Source organism: Aeromonas sp. 62-46 (assembly GCF_001898585.1).
Taxonomy (GTDB): domain Bacteria; phylum Pseudomonadota; class Gammaproteobacteria; order Enterobacterales; family Aeromonadaceae; genus Aeromonas; species Aeromonas caviae.
In genome coordinates this window covers 23,856-39,586 of the sequence record NZ_MKUI01000037.1, presented here as the reverse complement: position 1 = coordinate 39,586, position 15,731 = coordinate 23,856, and the positions used below count along the sequence as shown (strand labels likewise).

At 62.2% G+C, this 15,731-nt stretch carries 14 protein-coding genes; 6 read left to right on the top strand and 8 right to left on the bottom strand.

Annotated features, from left to right (window positions below; translation table 11 throughout):
* The first annotated feature begins 13 nt into the window (after positions 1 to 13).
* Positions 14 to 451: a DNA polymerase III subunit psi gene (locus BGO64_RS12645; RefSeq protein WP_049635924.1), complete on the top strand. Its 438-nt coding sequence runs from the start codon at positions 14 to 16 to the stop codon at positions 449 to 451.
* 74 nt (positions 452 to 525) lie between these two features.
* Positions 526 to 975 carry a ribosomal protein S18-alanine N-acetyltransferase gene (gene rimI, locus BGO64_RS12640; RefSeq protein ID WP_103244728.1) on the top strand — a complete coding sequence of 150 codons (450 nt, stop codon included), beginning with the start codon at positions 526 to 528 and terminating at the stop codon, positions 973 to 975.
* A gap of 72 nt (positions 976 to 1,047) precedes the next feature.
* Here the strand turns inward: rimI and BGO64_RS12635 are convergent, their stop codons facing one another.
* Positions 1,048 to 1,590 (bottom strand): thioredoxin domain-containing protein, encoded by a 543-nt coding sequence (locus BGO64_RS12635; RefSeq protein WP_223924881.1) that lies wholly within the window; start codon positions 1,588 to 1,590, stop codon positions 1,048 to 1,050.
* A 181-nt stretch (positions 1,591 to 1,771) separates the two neighbouring features.
* On the opposite strand from BGO64_RS12635, the gene BGO64_RS12630 reads away from it, so the two are divergent.
* Positions 1,772 to 3,562 (top strand): AMP-dependent synthetase/ligase, encoded by a 1,791-nt coding sequence (locus BGO64_RS12630; protein ID WP_286700755.1) that lies wholly within the window; start codon positions 1,772 to 1,774, stop codon positions 3,560 to 3,562.
* A gap of 59 nt (positions 3,563 to 3,621) precedes the next feature.
* Here BGO64_RS12630 and BGO64_RS12625 read toward each other — a convergent pair whose 3' ends face one another.
* From BGO64_RS12625 to BGO64_RS12605, 5 genes are all read right to left on the bottom strand, one after another.
* On the bottom strand, positions 3,622 to 4,497 hold the full coding sequence (locus BGO64_RS12625; RefSeq protein ID WP_286700754.1) for a hypothetical protein: 876 nt from the start codon (positions 4,495 to 4,497) through the stop codon (positions 3,622 to 3,624).
* Positions 4,498 to 5,139: 642 nt separating this feature from the next.
* On the bottom strand, positions 5,140 to 6,354 hold the full coding sequence (locus BGO64_RS12620) for an aldose 1-epimerase family protein (RefSeq protein WP_151028207.1): 1,215 nt from the start codon (positions 6,352 to 6,354) through the stop codon (positions 5,140 to 5,142).
* A 227-nt stretch (positions 6,355 to 6,581) separates the two neighbouring features.
* Complete coding sequence (locus BGO64_RS12615; protein WP_043155387.1) at positions 6,582 to 7,274, bottom strand: aspartate/glutamate racemase family protein; 693 nt, start codon at positions 7,272 to 7,274, stop codon at positions 6,582 to 6,584.
* Positions 7,275 to 7,409: 135 nt separating this feature from the next.
* Complete coding sequence (locus BGO64_RS12610) at positions 7,410 to 8,000, bottom strand: LysE family translocator (RefSeq protein ID WP_010672906.1); 591 nt, start codon at positions 7,998 to 8,000, stop codon at positions 7,410 to 7,412.
* Between the two features lie 102 nt (positions 8,001 to 8,102).
* A complete protein-coding gene (locus BGO64_RS12605) occupies positions 8,103 to 8,699 on the bottom strand; it encodes a LysE family translocator (protein WP_039039402.1) in 597 nt (198 codons plus the stop codon).
* Between the two features lie 116 nt (positions 8,700 to 8,815).
* On the opposite strand from BGO64_RS12605, the gene BGO64_RS12600 reads away from it, so the two are divergent.
* The 3 genes from BGO64_RS12600 (at position 8,816) to BGO64_RS12590 (ending at position 12,463) form a co-directional block, all read left to right on the top strand.
* Positions 8,816 to 10,189, top strand: a complete 1,374-nt coding sequence (locus BGO64_RS12600; protein ID WP_048206924.1) for an aminotransferase-like domain-containing protein — start codon at positions 8,816 to 8,818, stop codon at positions 10,187 to 10,189.
* Between the two features lie 29 nt (positions 10,190 to 10,218).
* Complete coding sequence (locus tag BGO64_RS12595) at positions 10,219 to 10,683, top strand: hypothetical protein (RefSeq protein WP_286700753.1); 465 nt, start codon at positions 10,219 to 10,221, stop codon at positions 10,681 to 10,683.
* 142 nt (positions 10,684 to 10,825) lie between these two features.
* Positions 10,826 to 12,463: a response regulator gene (locus BGO64_RS12590; protein ID WP_286700752.1), complete on the top strand. Its 1,638-nt coding sequence runs from the start codon at positions 10,826 to 10,828 to the stop codon at positions 12,461 to 12,463.
* Between the two features lie 36 nt (positions 12,464 to 12,499).
* Here the strand turns inward: BGO64_RS12590 and BGO64_RS12585 are convergent, their stop codons facing one another.
* A complete protein-coding gene (locus BGO64_RS12585) occupies positions 12,500 to 13,813 on the bottom strand; it encodes a sodium-dependent transporter (RefSeq protein ID WP_041211033.1) in 1,314 nt (437 codons plus the stop codon).
* Between the two features lie 403 nt (positions 13,814 to 14,216).
* On the bottom strand, positions 14,217 to 15,530 hold the full coding sequence (locus BGO64_RS12580; protein WP_286700751.1) for a sodium-dependent transporter: 1,314 nt from the start codon (positions 15,528 to 15,530) through the stop codon (positions 14,217 to 14,219).
* Positions 15,531 to 15,731 lie beyond the last annotated feature (201 nt).

Below are 15,731 nucleotides of genomic sequence, written 5' to 3'. Positions count from 1 at the left end.
GTGAGCCTTCGCCATGCAAGATCCCCTACTGGACCCGCTGCGCCAGCGCATCCTGGCCCGCATGGGCATCCCCCTCTGGCAACAAAGAGGCCGACTCCTGGCGGGAGGCACCAGCCCCGACGGCGCCGCGCAGCCGGCAAACACGCCCGCCGACGAGGTGCTGGCCCCGCAGGAGACCGCCCCTCTGCCGACCGGCAAGCTCTGGCTGCTGGCAGAGACGCTGCCCGCGCCCTCCCTGCTCGGGGACATCTGCCGCTGGCTCGGCCTTGGCACGGACGAGGTATCCCTGCTGTCCGAGATGCCTTCCCTGCCAGCAGGGGCCACTTCGCCCCTGCTCTGGCTGACGGCGCCGGACCCTCGCTGGCCCGATGCCCTGGTCTGCCCGCTCAAGCCCGATGGGGCGCACAAGCGCGCCCTCTGGCAGCAGTGCCGGCAGCGCCACACCCCTTGATGCTCACGACCATGGCACGGCCATGGTGTCCATCGCAAGCCTGAATCCCGTCCGGAGTGACCATGTCTGACCTCTTGCCCCACTTTCGCCCCCTGCTCGAATCGGACTTCGAAGCCATCTACCCCATCGAGCAAGCCGCCCACCAGGAGCCCTGGAGCCAGGCCAACCTGCTCTCCTGCTTCGGGCCGCGCTATCTCAACGGCCTGATGCTGGTGGACGGACGACCGGCCGGTTTCTACATCTCGGATCTGGTGGCGGGAGACAGCTCCCTGATGAATCTCTGCGTGCACCCCGATTTTCAGGGCAAGGGGCTGGGGCGAGTGCTGCTCAGGGAGTACCTGGCCCGCAGCAAGGCCGGCAAGGCCGAGGCCTGGTTCCTGGAGGTCAGGGCCGGCAACCGCACCGCCATCAACCTCTACGAGAGCGAGGGGTTTGCCGAATATTGCCGCCGCGCCGACTACTATGGCACCGGGCAGGAGAGGGAGGATGCCGTGCTGATGTCCCGTCTGTTCGACTTCGGCTGACAACCCGCAGCAGACCGCCGTCAGCGGACGCCCCCCTCTGACCTCCCAGACTCCCCCTCTTCGCTTCCCCCCTCAGGGCAGGGGCGCGTTGTCGATGGAGGGGTCTTCCAGGCTCAGGGTCACCCTCAGCACGGCCTCGAAGGCGGCTCCCGAGAGGGGCATGAAGAAGCCGCGACCATAGGTGACGCCGGGCATCCAGATCTGATCGATATCCACCGCGATCTTGATGGGGCGAAGCGGCTCACCCGGTCGCTGGACATAGATGCCAGGGGCCGTCGCAACCTGGGGGAAGCGGCGCAGAATGTGCTCGCTGCCATCCCCCGCATCCGGGTTGAGTCGCACCTTCACCAGCCCCGCCAGGGCGGATTGCATCTCGGGGGCACGCCACAGCCTGGTATTCAGCGCCTTGCAGCGTCGGCACTTGGCGCGCTCGATCACGTAGAGCAAGGGGTATCCTTCCCTCAGCGCCAGCCGCTGCGCCTGCTCATAGCCCTCGGCGCCGCTCAGCCAGGGATTCTCCTGCTCCCCCGCGCCCCCCAGCAGATACCAGAGGGCGCCTGCCCCCGCCAACAGCAGCAACACGCCGGTGAACAGGCTCTTGATCCCGATATTCATGGTGCAACTCCCTGAATGAATCCGATCCCTGCCCCCTATCATGCCTCACTCTCATCTGGTTGACGACTTTGTGATCCAGGACAAATGGCGCACACTTGTAAGCTGTAATGTTAGAGTTTAAACTCCAGCCCCGATTTTGGTGCCCCTGCGGGCGCACAACTGTTACTTGAGGATGCGTGAGATGTCGCAGTTTCATCTGGTTAGAGTGATGCGTGAGCGTATTGCCCGCCTTGGCAACAAGGCCGCCCTGCGCGTCCAGCAGGATGGCCAGTGGCGCGCCATCGGCTGGCGAACCCTGGGTCAGGCCATGGATTATTGCGCCCAGGGCCTGATCCGGGCGGGCCACCAGTCCGGCGAGATGGTCGGCATCTATGCCCGCAACATGCCCGAGTGGACCCAGGCCGACCTCGGCATCCTGGCCGCCCGCGGCGTCAGCGTGCCCATCTACCCCACCAGCACCCTCGATCAGCTGCGCTACATCGTCAAGGATGCCGGCATCAGGATGCTGTTCGTGGGGGAGCAGCCCCAGTTCGATCAGGCGCTGCACCTCATCGACAGCGGCGAGATAAGCCACATCGTCGCCCTGGACGGCACCGTCGATCTGCGCGGCTGCGCCTCGGCCAGCCACTTCCAGACCTTCCTCGTCTCCGGCAACCACCAACCCAGCGAGCAGGTGCTGCGCGAGCGCGAGCGCCACTACCGCATGGACGACCTGCTGACCCTCATCTACACCTCGGGCACCACGGGCGAACCCAAGGGGGTCATGCTCGATTTCGCCAACATGGCCGCCTGCTTCGAGATGCATGACGCTCGCCTCGACCTCAGCGAGCAGGATGTCTCCCTCTGCATGCTGCCGCTGAGTCATGTGTTCGAGCGCGCCTGGAGCTACTACGTGTTCTATTGCGGCGCCGAGAACGTCTACATTCGCGACCCGCAGAAGGTGATGGATGTCATCGGCGAGGTGAAGCCCACCGTGATGTGCGCCGTGCCCCGCCTCTACGAGAAGGCCTACGCCATGATCCAGGCCAAGGTCGCCCAGGCGCCGCGCCTGCGCCGCGCCCTGTTCGGCTGGGCCACCCGGGTGGGCAAGCAGATGGTCGCCACCCGTCAGGCGGGCAAGTCCGCCTCTCCCCTGCTCTATGGCCAGCTCTGGCTTGCCGAGCGCCTGGTGTTTCGCAAGCTGCGCGCCCGTTTCGGCGGCCGCACCCGCTTCCTGCCGGTGGCGGGCGCCCGTCTCGCGGACGAGGTGAATCTCTTCTTCCAGGCCATGGGGCTCAACCTCAAGTACGGCTACGGCATGACCGAGACCACCGCCACCGTCTGCTGCTATGAAGACACCCAGTTCAGGCTGGGCTCCATCGGCACGGCGCTAAACGGCATCGAGGTGAAACTCGGCGAGAACAATGAACTGCTGGTGCGCGCCCCCACCGTGATGCGTGGCTACTACAACAAGCCGCAAGCCACCGCCGAGGTGATGACCGAGGATGGCTTCCTGCGCACCGGCGATGCAGGCGAGCTGGATGACGAGGGCAACATCTACTTCACAGAGCGCTTGAAGGAGCTGATGAAGACCTCCAACGGCAAGTACGTGGCGCCGCAACTGGTGGAGGGGACCCTCGGCAAGGATCGCTTCATCGAGCAGATTGCCATCGTCGCCGATGCCCGCCACTTCGTGTCGGCGCTCATCGTGCCCTGCTTCGAGTCCCTGGAGGAGTACGCCCGCTCCATCAACCTGCAGTACCAGTGCAAGACCGAGCTGCTGCGCCACTCCCGGGTAATGGAGTTCTTCGAAGCCCGCATCGCCGATCTGCAAAAAGAGCTGGCCAAGTTCGAGCAGGTGAAGAAGTTCACCCTGCTGCCGAGCGCCTTCTCCATGGAGCTCGGGGAGATCACCCCCACCATGAAGCTGCGCCGCAAGATCATCGAGGCCAAGTACCAGCGCGAGATAGAAGCCATGTACAGCCATGTTTAAGAAATTGTATTGCTTGACATGCACCAGATAAATAATGGCCACCCTGAGGTGGCCTTTATTTATCTTACAAAGACCATTAGTTGGCTACTACCATATGAGACATCTTGCTGCTGTGGCCAATTTGTTCTAATCCATAAGTCTGGATAATTAGCAGTCCAAACACCTTTTTTATACCGATAGAAGTTACCTTGATAATCCAAACTACCAGGATGGCCGACTACGGTATAGTCTAAGTTTTCGAGTGAGCACCCTTCTTTTTCAGCATGGACTAAAACCTTTTCACTTAAATTCTCATTCAATGGTGAGCATAATTTTGGATTACTCGCTTGTGATATATTCATAACCCCCCATATCTCTGTGTCGGGTTGTAAAAATAGTATCTCCGTTGATTCATCCTTCAATTGCCCCCATGCACCTGGATTCAGATACTGGTTGCTATTTAACTCAGTCAATTGTTCAACAGGAACATGAGTCTCTTTATTATACCTAACTGCAACTAATCTCCAGCCCCCACCATCAATATCTACATTACAGTATAAACCGTGATACCAGCCGGTTTCTGTTGCCAAACGGCAATCAGGTCTTTCTTCATCACCCCACTCGATGCGGAAGTCACCACCATTACCATTAATATCATACCAAGTACCTTGATACTGCCGGTCTGATATTACCTTGCCAAGATAATAAGTTTTGTTTTGATTTATGTCTTGCTTCAGTTGTATTATTTTTCTATTCTCAACGAAACTACCAGTTATATTATCGCCACTACTTCCGGGAGTGATGATGTCACCATTTACATTCACAATTACCGTTGTTGATGATGCAGTCTCCTTGTCTATATTTCCATCAACCCAAGCATCTTTTGTCATTCGGTAATCTTGTTCAATAGCGGAAACCCCTATCGGAACTAACAAAGCTAACATGAACAATTTCATACAACATATCTTCCATTTCATTGTGAAATGGGAAGTATATGTTATCAACGCACAAAAAAAAGGCCCATATGGATACTTGATTTTGACAGGTAAAGCATTTTCAGAACTTAGGAAAAACTATTCTTGAATTACAAAAAACTGGATTTTATTACTAATGATTTCAGTAATAATCCGTCAATATCATACCTTAAGTATTTTCAGATAACTACTTGTAGCTCATTTCGTCACATAAAGTATCTATCGTGCCTTTCAATGTATAGTTCTAAATATAAATATTGCTGATATCAATCTACTCGACCACCATTACATACAGTTTAATCAGACCTCTCAGGGACTTTCATAACAACACCAGCTCAAAAGAATCCACTGACCTGCTCTGCTGGTGCGTTCTAGACACAGTTATCTCAGTCCGCCATCGAGAGCATTATTTATATATAATTATACTTTAACACGCCAACCCCATTTACAAGCCCGTAACGCAGTAAGCTATGGAAATATAGTAGCCAGCAAGTAACTGTACCCAATTTATTTATTACAATTAACTTTAGAACTATAAAATAAAGGAGCTATCCGATAATAAGGATATGTCGCTGGGAATAGAAAAGCCGCTCATGGAGCGGCTTTTTGCTGGGCGTCTCTCCCTTATGGCAGCTTGACCAGGGGTTGCTCGCGCAGCTCGGTGGCCCGACCGCCCTGGATCTTCTCCACCTGGGCCAGGGCCTGCTTCACCTCGTCGGCATTTTGCAGCAGGCGATAGGTCAGATCGAAGGTCTTGGTCTCCCCCGGCTGGATCTTGGGGACCAGCCCGAGCGGGCGCTGGTACTTGGTGCTGTAGGCATAGCTGGTACCGGGCTCGATGCCGGTCACATAGCCCTGGGCACGGGTGTCGGTGTTCTTCCACAGGGTGAGCACCGGCAGCTGTCGGGTGTTGTAGCCCACCGCCACTCCGGCGTTGCCGGCCCGGTTGTTCAGCACTGCCAGGGTATTGCCGTCGGCGTCGCTGTAGGGCACCAGGTTGAACACCATCTCGTCGAAGCCCTTGGTGGGCCCCAGATAGGTTTGCCAGCCCTTGAGTCCGGCCTTGGCGTAGTCATTGAACGGGGAGATCTGCTTCACCGGCGTGCTCACCTTGGCTCCCTCCTCCAGAATGGGGGCCCCGAAGTTGCCGTGATAGATGATCTGGTACTCGTTCTCGTAGTCCGCGTGGTTGGTCAGCTTGTCCTGCAGGGCAAATTCCGCCTGACCGGGCACCACGCTCAGCTGGGTCCAGGTGACCAGTTCGCTCATCTTGAAGGTGCGCTCGTCCACCCGGCCCAGCACGTGGATGGCATAGGGCGGCTCTTCGTCCACGGTCACGCTGACCACGGAGGCGGGAATGTTCTGCACCCGGCCATGCAGGCTCTTGAGGCGGCCGTCGTCATCCACCCCGGGATGACCCGTCCACTCGTAGCCGCAGCGCACCAGCATCTCGTTGAAGCCGTCGAGCCAGCCGAGGCCGCCACGGCTCTCGAGATCGATGAAGGCGGGGTTGACCACCTCCTTGACCGGTGAATCCCAGCCGAGGCGCAGATCCGCCGCCTTGACCTCCTTGATCCCCATGCCGCGGGTCGGCACCAGGGTGATCTTCATGACGCCGTTGTCGACGATGAGCAGATCCACCCCTTCCTGGCGACCGCCGTGCAGGCGTTTCTTCTCGATGGTGAAGGGAACCGGGCTCTTGATGCCGAGCTTCTCGCTGGTGATCTTCCAGTCGCCCACATCCAGCCCTTGCTGGGAGTCGGTCAGCAGAAATTCGGCGGCGTGGCCCGCGGTGGCGCCCAGGGCGAGCAGCACGGCAATGGAGAGTTTCTTCAACATGGATTTATCCTCGTGTCTCTTGTTTTTGTGAAAGCTGAATCGTTTCAGCGATCGAAAACTAGGCGTCTGACGCCCCGGACTCAAGAGACAAAAAGAGGAAATGTGAGCCGATTGACAATAAAAACGGCTTCAGCCCTGCTGAAATGAAGGCTGACTCACAGTTATGAAAGGAGGAAAAAACAGACGGGCGCCGAGAGGGGCGCCCCCCTAACCCCGCCCGCACCACATCAGGCAAGGGCCAGCGTCACCGCGGCTTCGGCGTGGATGGCGGTGGTGTCATAGAGAGGCACGGCGGCCTGGCACGCCCCCACCAGCAGGGCGATCTCGGTGCAACCCAGGATCACCGCCTGGGCACCGGTCTGTGCCAGATCGGCGATGATGGCCAGATACTCGGCCTGAGACGACTCGCGAATATCGCCGAGGCAGAGCTCGTCATAGATGATGCGGTGCACCCGCTCCCGTGCAGCGTCATCAGGCACCAGCACCTCCAGCCCGAAGCGCTCCTGGAGCCTCCCCTTGTAGAAATCCTGCTCCATGGTGAAGCGGGTGCCGAGCAAGCCCACCCGGGTCACCCCGTCGGCCTGGAGGCGATGGGCCGTGGCATCGGCGATGTGGAGCAGGGGAATGTCGATGGCGGCCTCGATCTCCGGCGCCACCTTGTGCATGGTGTTGGTTCCGATCAGCAGGAAATCGGCGCCACCGGCCTGGATGGCCCTGGCCTCGGCCGCCAGCAGACGGGCGGTGGCGGGCCAGTCACCGGCGTGCTGCAACCGCTCTATCCCGGCAAAATCCACGCTGCTCAGCAGCACCCGCGCCGAGTGCAGACCGCCGAGCCGCTCGCGTACCCCCCGGTTGAGGGCCTGGTAATAGCTGACGGTGGACTCCCAGCTCATGCCACCCAGCAGACCGATACATTTCATGGGATCTCCTTATGTAACCCGATGGTGCAAACCAATGCCGCAATCCCTCAGGGGGCGCGTTTGATCGCACCGCCCCGGCAATAAAAAAGGCCCCGAAGGGCCAACAAGACAGCCGGTAAAGGCTCAGGCCGAGGCCTAAACCCAGATCATCAGCACGCAGGCCGCCGTGGCGAGCCCCATGCCCAAATTGAAACGACGCCAGCCGGTGGCGGTGCGGATGAGGCGGCGCACCTGGGCACCGAACAGCACCCAGAAGGCACCGGTATAGAGGCCGGTCACGAAGAAAATGCCGAGCACCCAGCCCGCGGACGGCCAGTAAGCCTCCCCCGCCAGGGTGAAGCCGCTGATGGCGGAGAGCGCCATCATCCAGGCTTTAGGGTTGAGCAGTTGCAGCATGGCCCCCTGATGGGCCGGGATGAGCGGCCGGTTCCCCTCCGCCGGGCCACTGGCGTTGGCCACCTTCCAGGCCAGCCAGAGCAGGTAGGCCGACCCCACCAGCTTGAGGCCGTCGTGCAGCAGGGGCAGACGCTCGAACACCACCCCGAGCCCCAGGGCCGTGGCCAGGATCATCAGGTTGATGCCCCCCACCACCCCCACCAGCAGAGGCACGGAGCGGCGAAACCCCTGGGCGGCCCCGGCACTGGTGAGCAGCATGTTGTTGGGGCCCGGCGTGCCACAGGTGATAAGGGCAAAGCCCGCCAGGGGGAGCAACCAGTTCAGATCCATCTCAACCTCGTTCAGATACGGCAAGCCTCCTAATATGCAGAGCCGACGCCCTGACGACAAGGTCAGCAATGCATTTTCTTTGCATGAATAATCAAGACGCTGTTAATACCAGAGCATCACCACGCACAGGGCGGTCAAGGCACCCAGGCTGCCGTTGAGACGACGCCACCCCTTGTCCGAGTTGATCCAGCGGCTGAGCTGATGGCCAAACATCACCCAGGCGAAGCAGACCGGGAACCCCGCCATGGGGAAGACACTCATGATGCCCCACATGCTGGGCCAATAGTCGCTCCCCGGCAGGCTGAACAGACTGATGGCCGAGATCCCCATCATCCACGCCTTGGGATTGAGGAACTGGAAGCCCAGCCCTTCAAGCAGGGTCAAGGGGCGGGCACGGCTGGCGGGATCTCCGGGAGCGCCTGCCACCGCGATGCGCCACGCCAGCCACAGCAGGTAAAGGCTGCCCAGCACCTGCAGGCTCAGCTTGAGCAGGGGCCAGCGCTCAAACAGCGGATAGAAGCCGAGCGCCAGCACCAGTTGCAACACAGGCTGGCCCACCGCCACCCCGATGAGATGGGGCAGGGTGCGCCGCACGCCGAAGTTGGCGCCGGACGCCGTCAACATCAGGTTGTTCGGCCCGGGCGTGCCGCAGGTGAGCAGGGCGAAGCCAAACAGGGTGGCATACCATTCGATGGTCATGGGGAGACTCCTTTCTCGCCACATTGTACCGATACAATGTGTGCTTGTTGGTTGTGTACAGGCTGATAATCACGCTATATTGCGGACAATCTTGGATCAATGGATTTATTGTCACCATGACAATCTGGACGCCCGACCTCACCCCTTTCGAGGGGCCCCTCTACCTCAAACTGGTCAAGGCCATCGAGCAGGCCATCTCCACCGGCATCCTCTCACCCGAGACCCGGCTGCCAACCCACAGGGCCCTGGCAGATAAGCTGGGGGTCACCGTGGGCACCGTCACCCGCGCCTACACCGAGGCGGAGCGACGGGGCCTGCTGGCGGCCCGGGTCGGGCACGGCACCTGGGTCAGGGGAGCGGCGGATCCCGCCAACGAATGGGTGATCCGCAATGAAGACAGCCAGCGCATCGAGTTGTGGCAGAACCTCCCGGTCCAGCTGGACAGGGGCGCCATCATCAGGCCCCTGCTCACCGAGCTGGCGCAGGGGGATCTCAACGGCCTGCTCGGTTATGACAAGGAGGCGGGACGCCCCGCACAGCGCCAGCTGTTCGTCGACTGGCTCGCCGAGCAGGGCATCACGGCGAGCGAAGATCGCCTGCTGTTCAGCCATGGTGCCCAGCACGGCATCATGCTGGCCCTGCTGGCCACCGGCTGCGTGGGAGAGACCCTGTTTTGCGAGGGACTGAGCTACCCCGGCATGCTGGGCAATGCACGCCAGCTCAAGAATCAGGTGGTGGGACTGGCGATGGATGAGGAGGGACTGCTGCCAGAGGCGCTGGATGCCGCGTGCCGTACCCGCCGGGCCAAGCTGCTCTACCTCACCCCCACCCTGCAAAACCCCACCACGGCCACCATGAGCCTGGCGCGACGCGACGCCATCGTCGCCATCGCCCGTCGCCACGATCTGCTGATCGTCGAGGATGACGTCAACGGCCTGCTGCCCGAAAGTGCGCTCCCTCCCCTGGTCAACCTGGCACCGGAGCGGGTCATCTACCTCGGCAGTCTCGCCAAGATCGCCTGCGGCGGCCTGCGGGTCGGCTTCGTGTTGTCCCCTCCCGCCCTTCGCAACGGCTTCGCCCAGGCGATGCGGCTGTCGAGCTGGATGGTGAGTCCGCTGCTCATCGAGCTGGCCTGCAAGCTGGTGAGCCAGCGCCAGATCATGCCGCTCATCGAACACCAGCGAAAAATCCTGGCGCGCCGGGGTGAGCTCCTGCGCCACCTGTTGCCGGGAGCGCGCTGGCAGCCGGGGTCCATGCACGCCTGGCTGCCGCTGCCCGAGCCCTGGCGCAGCCAGGAGTTTGCGGAGGCCGCCAACGCCCTTGACGTGGGGGTCGCCAGCGGAGAACACTTCGCCGCCGGCCAGTTTGCCGCCCCGCAGGGAGTACGCCTCAGCCTGAGTCAGCCCGCCACCGACGCCCGCGTCGCCGAAGGGCTGGAGCGCCTCGCCGGGCTGCTGAGGGGCACGCCGCCCACCAATCCCCTGCTATAGTCATTGACCCTGGCACCCGAGGAACCTTCATGTCTGCCGTCCGTCCCGCCCTGCTGATCGCGACCCTGCTGCTGGGAGGCTGCGCCTCCTCGGCCCATCAACAGCTTAGCGCCGCCCTGAGCGGGCTGGAGGGGGAGCTGACGCGGCTGGAGGAGGAGTTGGCAGCCATGAACGGCCTTCACTATCAAAAAGCCATCGACGCCCCGGTGGCGCTGCGCCGCTATCTCAAGGCCCCCGCACCGACGGCGGAGGGACTGGTGCCCGTGCAAAGCCGGCTGCAAGATGGCCCCCTGCTGCGCTACGACTACCGGCTGCCCGCCGGGATGACGCAGCTGCCCACCGACAACCCCTGCCTGCGCTACGAGTTCGAGCTGCGCCGCCTCGGGCGCCTGGGCCAGCTCGAGCTCGCCTGGCAGGGAGAGTCGGGAGCCGGGGAACTGCATGTCCCGCAGCGGGACTGCCCCTTCTCGGCCAGGGGGCCCGGCCTTCAGTGATGCTTTCTTTGCCCCGCCCAAGGCCGGCACTGAGCCATCCCTGACCCAGGTGGGGTATTGACCCCCTCTGGCTCTCGCGGGAGAGTGGAGGCTAACTTTGAATCCAACCTCGCCACCCCCGACCGGCGAAGGAGCGTCAAAGATGCAGATCCTCCTCATCGAAGACGATGCCATGATGGGCTCGACCCTCACCCAGGGACTGAGTGATCTGGGGCTGCCCCCCACCGAGCTGTTCCACTGCAAAGAGATTGCAAGCCTGCCCGCCCTGCTGCGCCAGCACGCCTTTGATGCCATTCTTTGCCGCCAGTATCACCACCAGGCCCACGAGGGAGTCAGGCTGCTGCATGAAGCACACCACCTGGGCCTGCTCGCGCCCGGCTGTGTGCTCCTGCTGCTGGAGCAGGACGAGGACACCGGCCAGTTCCCCCCCTCCGACCTCTATTTCGCCCTGCGTCTGGCCGTGCCCTTCACCACGGAGCAGTTGGCGTACAGCCTGCAAGCGCTGCTGGCACTGACCACGGTGACCCGCCCCCTGGCCACCCCCATGGCGCTCAGGGAGTGGCGCAGCGCCTGCGCCCAGTGCGAGGATCTGCTTTACCGGCACGCCAGCCACAAGGGGCTGGAAGCACAGATGGACAGGGTAAAGGGCTACATGCTGCTGCAAGCCGGGGAACGGGTGCAGGCCGCCCAGCACTACGCCATCTGCACCACGGAGCACGATGCCTGGTGGCCACGCCAGGGACTGAACCAGGCTCTGCTCGGGCTGAACCGGGTGGAGAGCGCCCACAAGGATCTGGCCCGCAACCGGGAGCGACTGCCCCCCGTCATCCATCAGGCGCTGGTTCTCGCCTGCCAACTGCACGAGGCGCAGTGGGATCCGGCCTGGGAAACCTTGTCAGGCTTGCTGCAACGCTGCCCCTGGCAGCCGCAGTGGCGCCAGGTGGCCATTTTGCTGGCCTTGCTGCGAAGGGATGAAGGTCAGGTGCTGGCGCAGGCCAGCGATTTCATCCTGCGCTACTTCCCCAAACAGACGTTTCGCCACTCTGTCGAACGCTGCCTGCTGGATGCGACCCTGGCGGTGCTCTGGCATCCACCGGGAGAGGCCAGAGTTCATGAGCTGCAGCAGGCCCTGGAGGAGCTCGGCCAGCAGGCCGTGACCCTGCGGGCCCACGAGGAGGGGCTGCTGCGCGCCCTGATGCTGGGTCTGGATTATCGATTCGATGACGCCTTGATGCTGCTGGCCAAGCACCCGCCGGAGGCAGCGCGGGACAATCATCTCAACCAGTTGCTCGGAGTGGCCGTCAGCCAGTTCTGCGGGCTTCCCCACCATGCCCAGCGTTATCTGGCCCAGCTCGGCCAGTATCAGGGACCGGTGGCACAGACCCCGCTGCTGCAGGGGCTCATTTTGCAGGTGGTCGACGATCTGGCGCGGCAACTGGCGCAGCGGGAGCAGCAGCTGACCCAGCTGCGCGAGGAGCGGCAACGGGCCATGACCACGGGTCAGCTCCAGCTCGCCGTGCAGAGCGCACTGACCCTGCAGGAGCGATTCCCGGCCCAGGCGGGGGATGCCTGGCAACTGCTGGTATTGCTGACCCAGTGCTGGCCCGCCGGCATGGCGGCCCCGGCGGTGGCCCGCCTGGTGGACAGGCTGGAGCAGCGTCTCAACCACAGTGCCGCCTTCCTGGAACACCATGGGAACGCCTATCGGGAAACCCTGCAACAGGTGAGATCTCACCTGGCCCCCAAACTGCCGCCCCTCGGTCCCCATCAGGGCCTATAGCCATCCAGGGCGGTGTATGCCGCCCTGGCAGGTGCGTTACAACAAGCCCCGCACCAGGATCCCCGCGATCAGCAGGGGGGCGACCAGCCGCCAGCACCAGAGCAGCGCACCACGCATCAGCGGCGAGAGATCCGCAGGCACAATACTGTCCCCCAGCTTCCAGCCAAGCAGCAGGGTCAGCACCAGACCGAACAGGGGCATCATCAGGTTGGAGGTGAGGTAATCCAGCAGATCGAACAGGGTCTTGCCAAACAGGGTGTAGTCAGCCCAGGGCCCGAACGACAGACTGACCGGAATGCCGCAGGCCATGATGAGCAGGGTCAGGACCCGACAGGCATTGCGGCGCGACCAGCCCCACTCCTCGGTGGTGAAGCGCACCAGGTGCTCCAGCATGGAGATGGAGGAGGAGAGCGCCGCCACCAGCAGCAGCAGGAAGAAGATCACCGCCAGCCCCTGACCGAACGGCAGGTGGTTGAACACCGCCGGCATGGTCATGAAGGTGAGGCCGGGGCCGGCGGCAGGATCGATGCCGGTGGAGGCCAGCACCGGGAAGATCATCAGCCCCGCCAGCACCGAGATGCAGCTCGCCAGGGTGACCACCCAGACCCCGGAGCGCAGCGCCCCGTCACTGCTCGGCAGGTAGGCGCCATAGGTGGTGTGTACCCCGAGGCCAATGGAGAGGGAGAAGAACGCCAGCCCCAGGGCGTCGAGCACCCCTTGCCCCGTCAGGTGGGAGAAGTCGGGCATCAGGAACTGGCGTACCCCGGCCATGGCCCCCGGCATGGAGAGCCCGGTCACCACCAGGAGCAGCATCATCACGAACAGGGCCGGCATCATCCAGCGCAGCGCCCGCTCCACCCCTTGTTGCAGCCCTCCCTGCACGAACCACCAGGTGAGCCCGGCGAAGACGAGATGGGTGAGGGCCGGCCAGAGGGGATCGCTCACATAACCAGTAAAGAGTGCGGTGAGGGTGCTCGCCTCACTCAGGTTGAGCTCGCCGCCCACGGCCAGGGCCGCATAGCCCACGGTCCAGCCCCCCACCACGCTGTAGAAGCTGTAGATGAAGAAGCCACACAGGATCCCCATGTAACCCATCCAGCGCCAGTTCGGCCCCACCAGCTTGTGGAAGGCGCCGAGCACGCCGCGCTGGCTGCGGCTGCCGAGCAGGGTCTCCCCCACCAGCACCGCGACCCCCAGGGTGAAGCTGAAGAGCAGGAACACCAGCAGGAAGGCACCGCCCCCGTTGGTGGCTGTCACATAGGGAAACTTCCAGATGGCGCCAAGGCCGATCGCCGAGCCGGCGGCCGCCAGCACATGACCAATACGGGAAGACCACTGAACCTGGCTCATACAACCTCCGGGCAAGACAACATCAGTTCGATACTCCATGGCTAGACGCGGTGTGCGCCGCAACAAAAAAGGCCGCCTGAGGGCGACCTTTGCAATGAACAGTCAGACAAACGACACCTGCAAGGTCACCTCTCCAGGAAGGGGCTAAATCGGCCACAGAGAGCGATAAGGGGTGACATGGGAGGGCGACGCCTGCACGGTAAAAAGGAGCCACAGCCTAAACCATGGCAAGAGAAGTTGACAGGAAATAGTCTAAAACAGAACCAAAAACAGATTTAACCAAAATAAAATATCGAAATTTCAGATCGTTACTCTGTTTATTTTTAATTAACAGATTTTTATAAAGAGTCAATCCTGCCACCCCACTCCCCGGCCGGGGAGTGGCAGAGATGACCAACCCTCCCTACACCAGGCCGCGCACCAGAATGCCGCCAATGAGCAGGGGAGCCAGCCAGCGCCAGCAGCCCATCAGCAGGGCCCGCCAATGGGGAGCCAGCCCTTCGGGCAGCGCCTGGCGACCGAGCCGCCAGCCCAGCAGCAGCGTCAGGGCCAGCCCGAACAGGGGCATCATCAGGTTGGAGGTGATGAAGTCCAGCAACTCGAAGATGTTCTTGCCAAACAGGGTCAGGGTGGCCCAGGGACCGAACGACAGGCTCACCGGGATGCCACCCGCCATCACCAGGGCAATGACCAGGTTGCACGCCGTGCGGCGGGACCAGCCCAGGCTCTCGCACAGGAAGCACTGCAAGTGCTCCAGCAGGGAGATGGAGGAGGAGAGCGCCGCCACCACCAGCAGGGAGAAGAACACCACCGCCAGCCCCTGGCCGAAGGGCAGTTGCTGGAACACCGCCGGCATGGTCATGAAGGTGAGGCCCGGGCCCGAGGCCGGGTCAATACCGGTCGCCGCCAGTACCGGGAAGATCATCAGGCCCGCCAGCACGGCGATGACGCTCGCCAGCAGCACCACCCAGAGGCTGGAGCGGCCGACCCCTTCGCTGGAAGGCAGGTAGGCGCCATAGGTGGTGTGGATGCCAAGGCCGATGGAGAGGGAGAAAAAGGCCAGCCCCATGGCGTCCAGCACACCCGACATGCCGAGCTTGCTGAAATCGGGCATCAGGAAGTGGCGCACCCCGGCCATGGCGCCCGGCAGGGTGAGGCCGAAGGCCACCAGCAGCAGGATCATGATGAAGAGGGCCGGCATCATCCAGCGCAGGGTGCGCTCCACCCCTTGTTGCACGCCGCCCCGCACGAACCACCAGGTCAAGCCGGCAAACAGCAGGTGGGTCAGCACCGGCCAGAACGGATCACCGACGTAGTCGTTGAAACGGGCGGTCAGTGCCGCGCCGTCCCCCTGTTGCAGCTCCCCCGCCAGGGCCATGCCCGTGTACCCCAGGGTCCAGCCGCCCACCACGCTGTAGAAACAGAAGATGAACAGGCTGCACAGCAAACCCATGGCACCGACCCAGCGCCAGCGCCTGCCCATCAGTTCACCAAAGGCTCCCACCACCCCGCGCCGGGTCAGGCTGCCGATCAGGGTCTCCCCCATCAGCACCGCCACCCCCAGGGTGAAGCTGAACAGCAGAAAGACCAGCAGGAAGGCGCCGCCACCGTTGGCGGCGGTGACATAGGGGAACTTCCAGATGGCGCCGAGACCGACCGCGGAACCTGCGGCGGCCAGGATGTAACCGAGCCGGGATGACCATTGGGACTGCTTCATAAGAACTCCACGGGAAGGGCCTGCCAGCGAGGCCCGAAATGGCGCTCAGAGTACGCCCGCGGGCGCGCAATCACTCGGCGTATATCCGATATAAAACTCAGTTTTTAGCATCATTAACCAATAAAATTCGGATAACCAACCAATCGTGCCACAAAATAAAAACCGGAGCGGGGATGCTCCGGTTTGTTGTCTGCCCGGGTC

Coding starts and splice junctions, on each gene's coding strand:
- BGO64_RS12600 (WP_048206924.1), top strand. CDS start 8,816: ATGACAATCTGGACGCCCGACCTCACCCCTTTCGAGGGGCCCCTCTAC.
- BGO64_RS12615 (WP_043155387.1), bottom strand. CDS start 7,274: ATGAAATGTATCGGTCTGCTGGGTGGCATGAGCTGGGAGTCCACCGTC.
- BGO64_RS12595 (WP_286700753.1), top strand. CDS start 10,219: ATGTCTGCCGTCCGTCCCGCCCTGCTGATCGCGACCCTGCTGCTGGGA.
- BGO64_RS12610 (WP_010672906.1), bottom strand. CDS start 8,000: ATGGATCTGAACTGGTTGCTCCCCCTGGCGGGCTTTGCCCTTATCACC.
- BGO64_RS12630 (WP_286700755.1), top strand. CDS start 1,772: ATGTCGCAGTTTCATCTGGTTAGAGTGATGCGTGAGCGTATTGCCCGC.
- BGO64_RS12645 (WP_049635924.1), top strand. CDS start 14: ATGCAAGATCCCCTACTGGACCCGCTGCGCCAGCGCATCCTGGCCCGC.
- BGO64_RS12585 (WP_041211033.1), bottom strand. CDS start 13,813: ATGAGCCAGGTTCAGTGGTCTTCCCGTATTGGTCATGTGCTGGCGGCC.
- BGO64_RS12605 (WP_039039402.1), bottom strand. CDS start 8,699: ATGACCATCGAATGGTATGCCACCCTGTTTGGCTTCGCCCTGCTCACC.
- BGO64_RS12580 (WP_286700751.1), bottom strand. CDS start 15,530: ATGAAGCAGTCCCAATGGTCATCCCGGCTCGGTTACATCCTGGCCGCC.
- BGO64_RS12590 (WP_286700752.1), top strand. CDS start 10,826: ATGCAGATCCTCCTCATCGAAGACGATGCCATGATGGGCTCGACCCTC.
- BGO64_RS12635 (WP_223924881.1), bottom strand. CDS start 1,590: ATGAATATCGGGATCAAGAGCCTGTTCACCGGCGTGTTGCTGCTGTTG.
- BGO64_RS12620 (WP_151028207.1), bottom strand. CDS start 6,354: ATGTTGAAGAAACTCTCCATTGCCGTGCTGCTCGCCCTGGGCGCCACC.
- BGO64_RS12625 (WP_286700754.1), bottom strand. CDS start 4,497: ATGAAATTGTTCATGTTAGCTTTGTTAGTTCCGATAGGGGTTTCCGCT.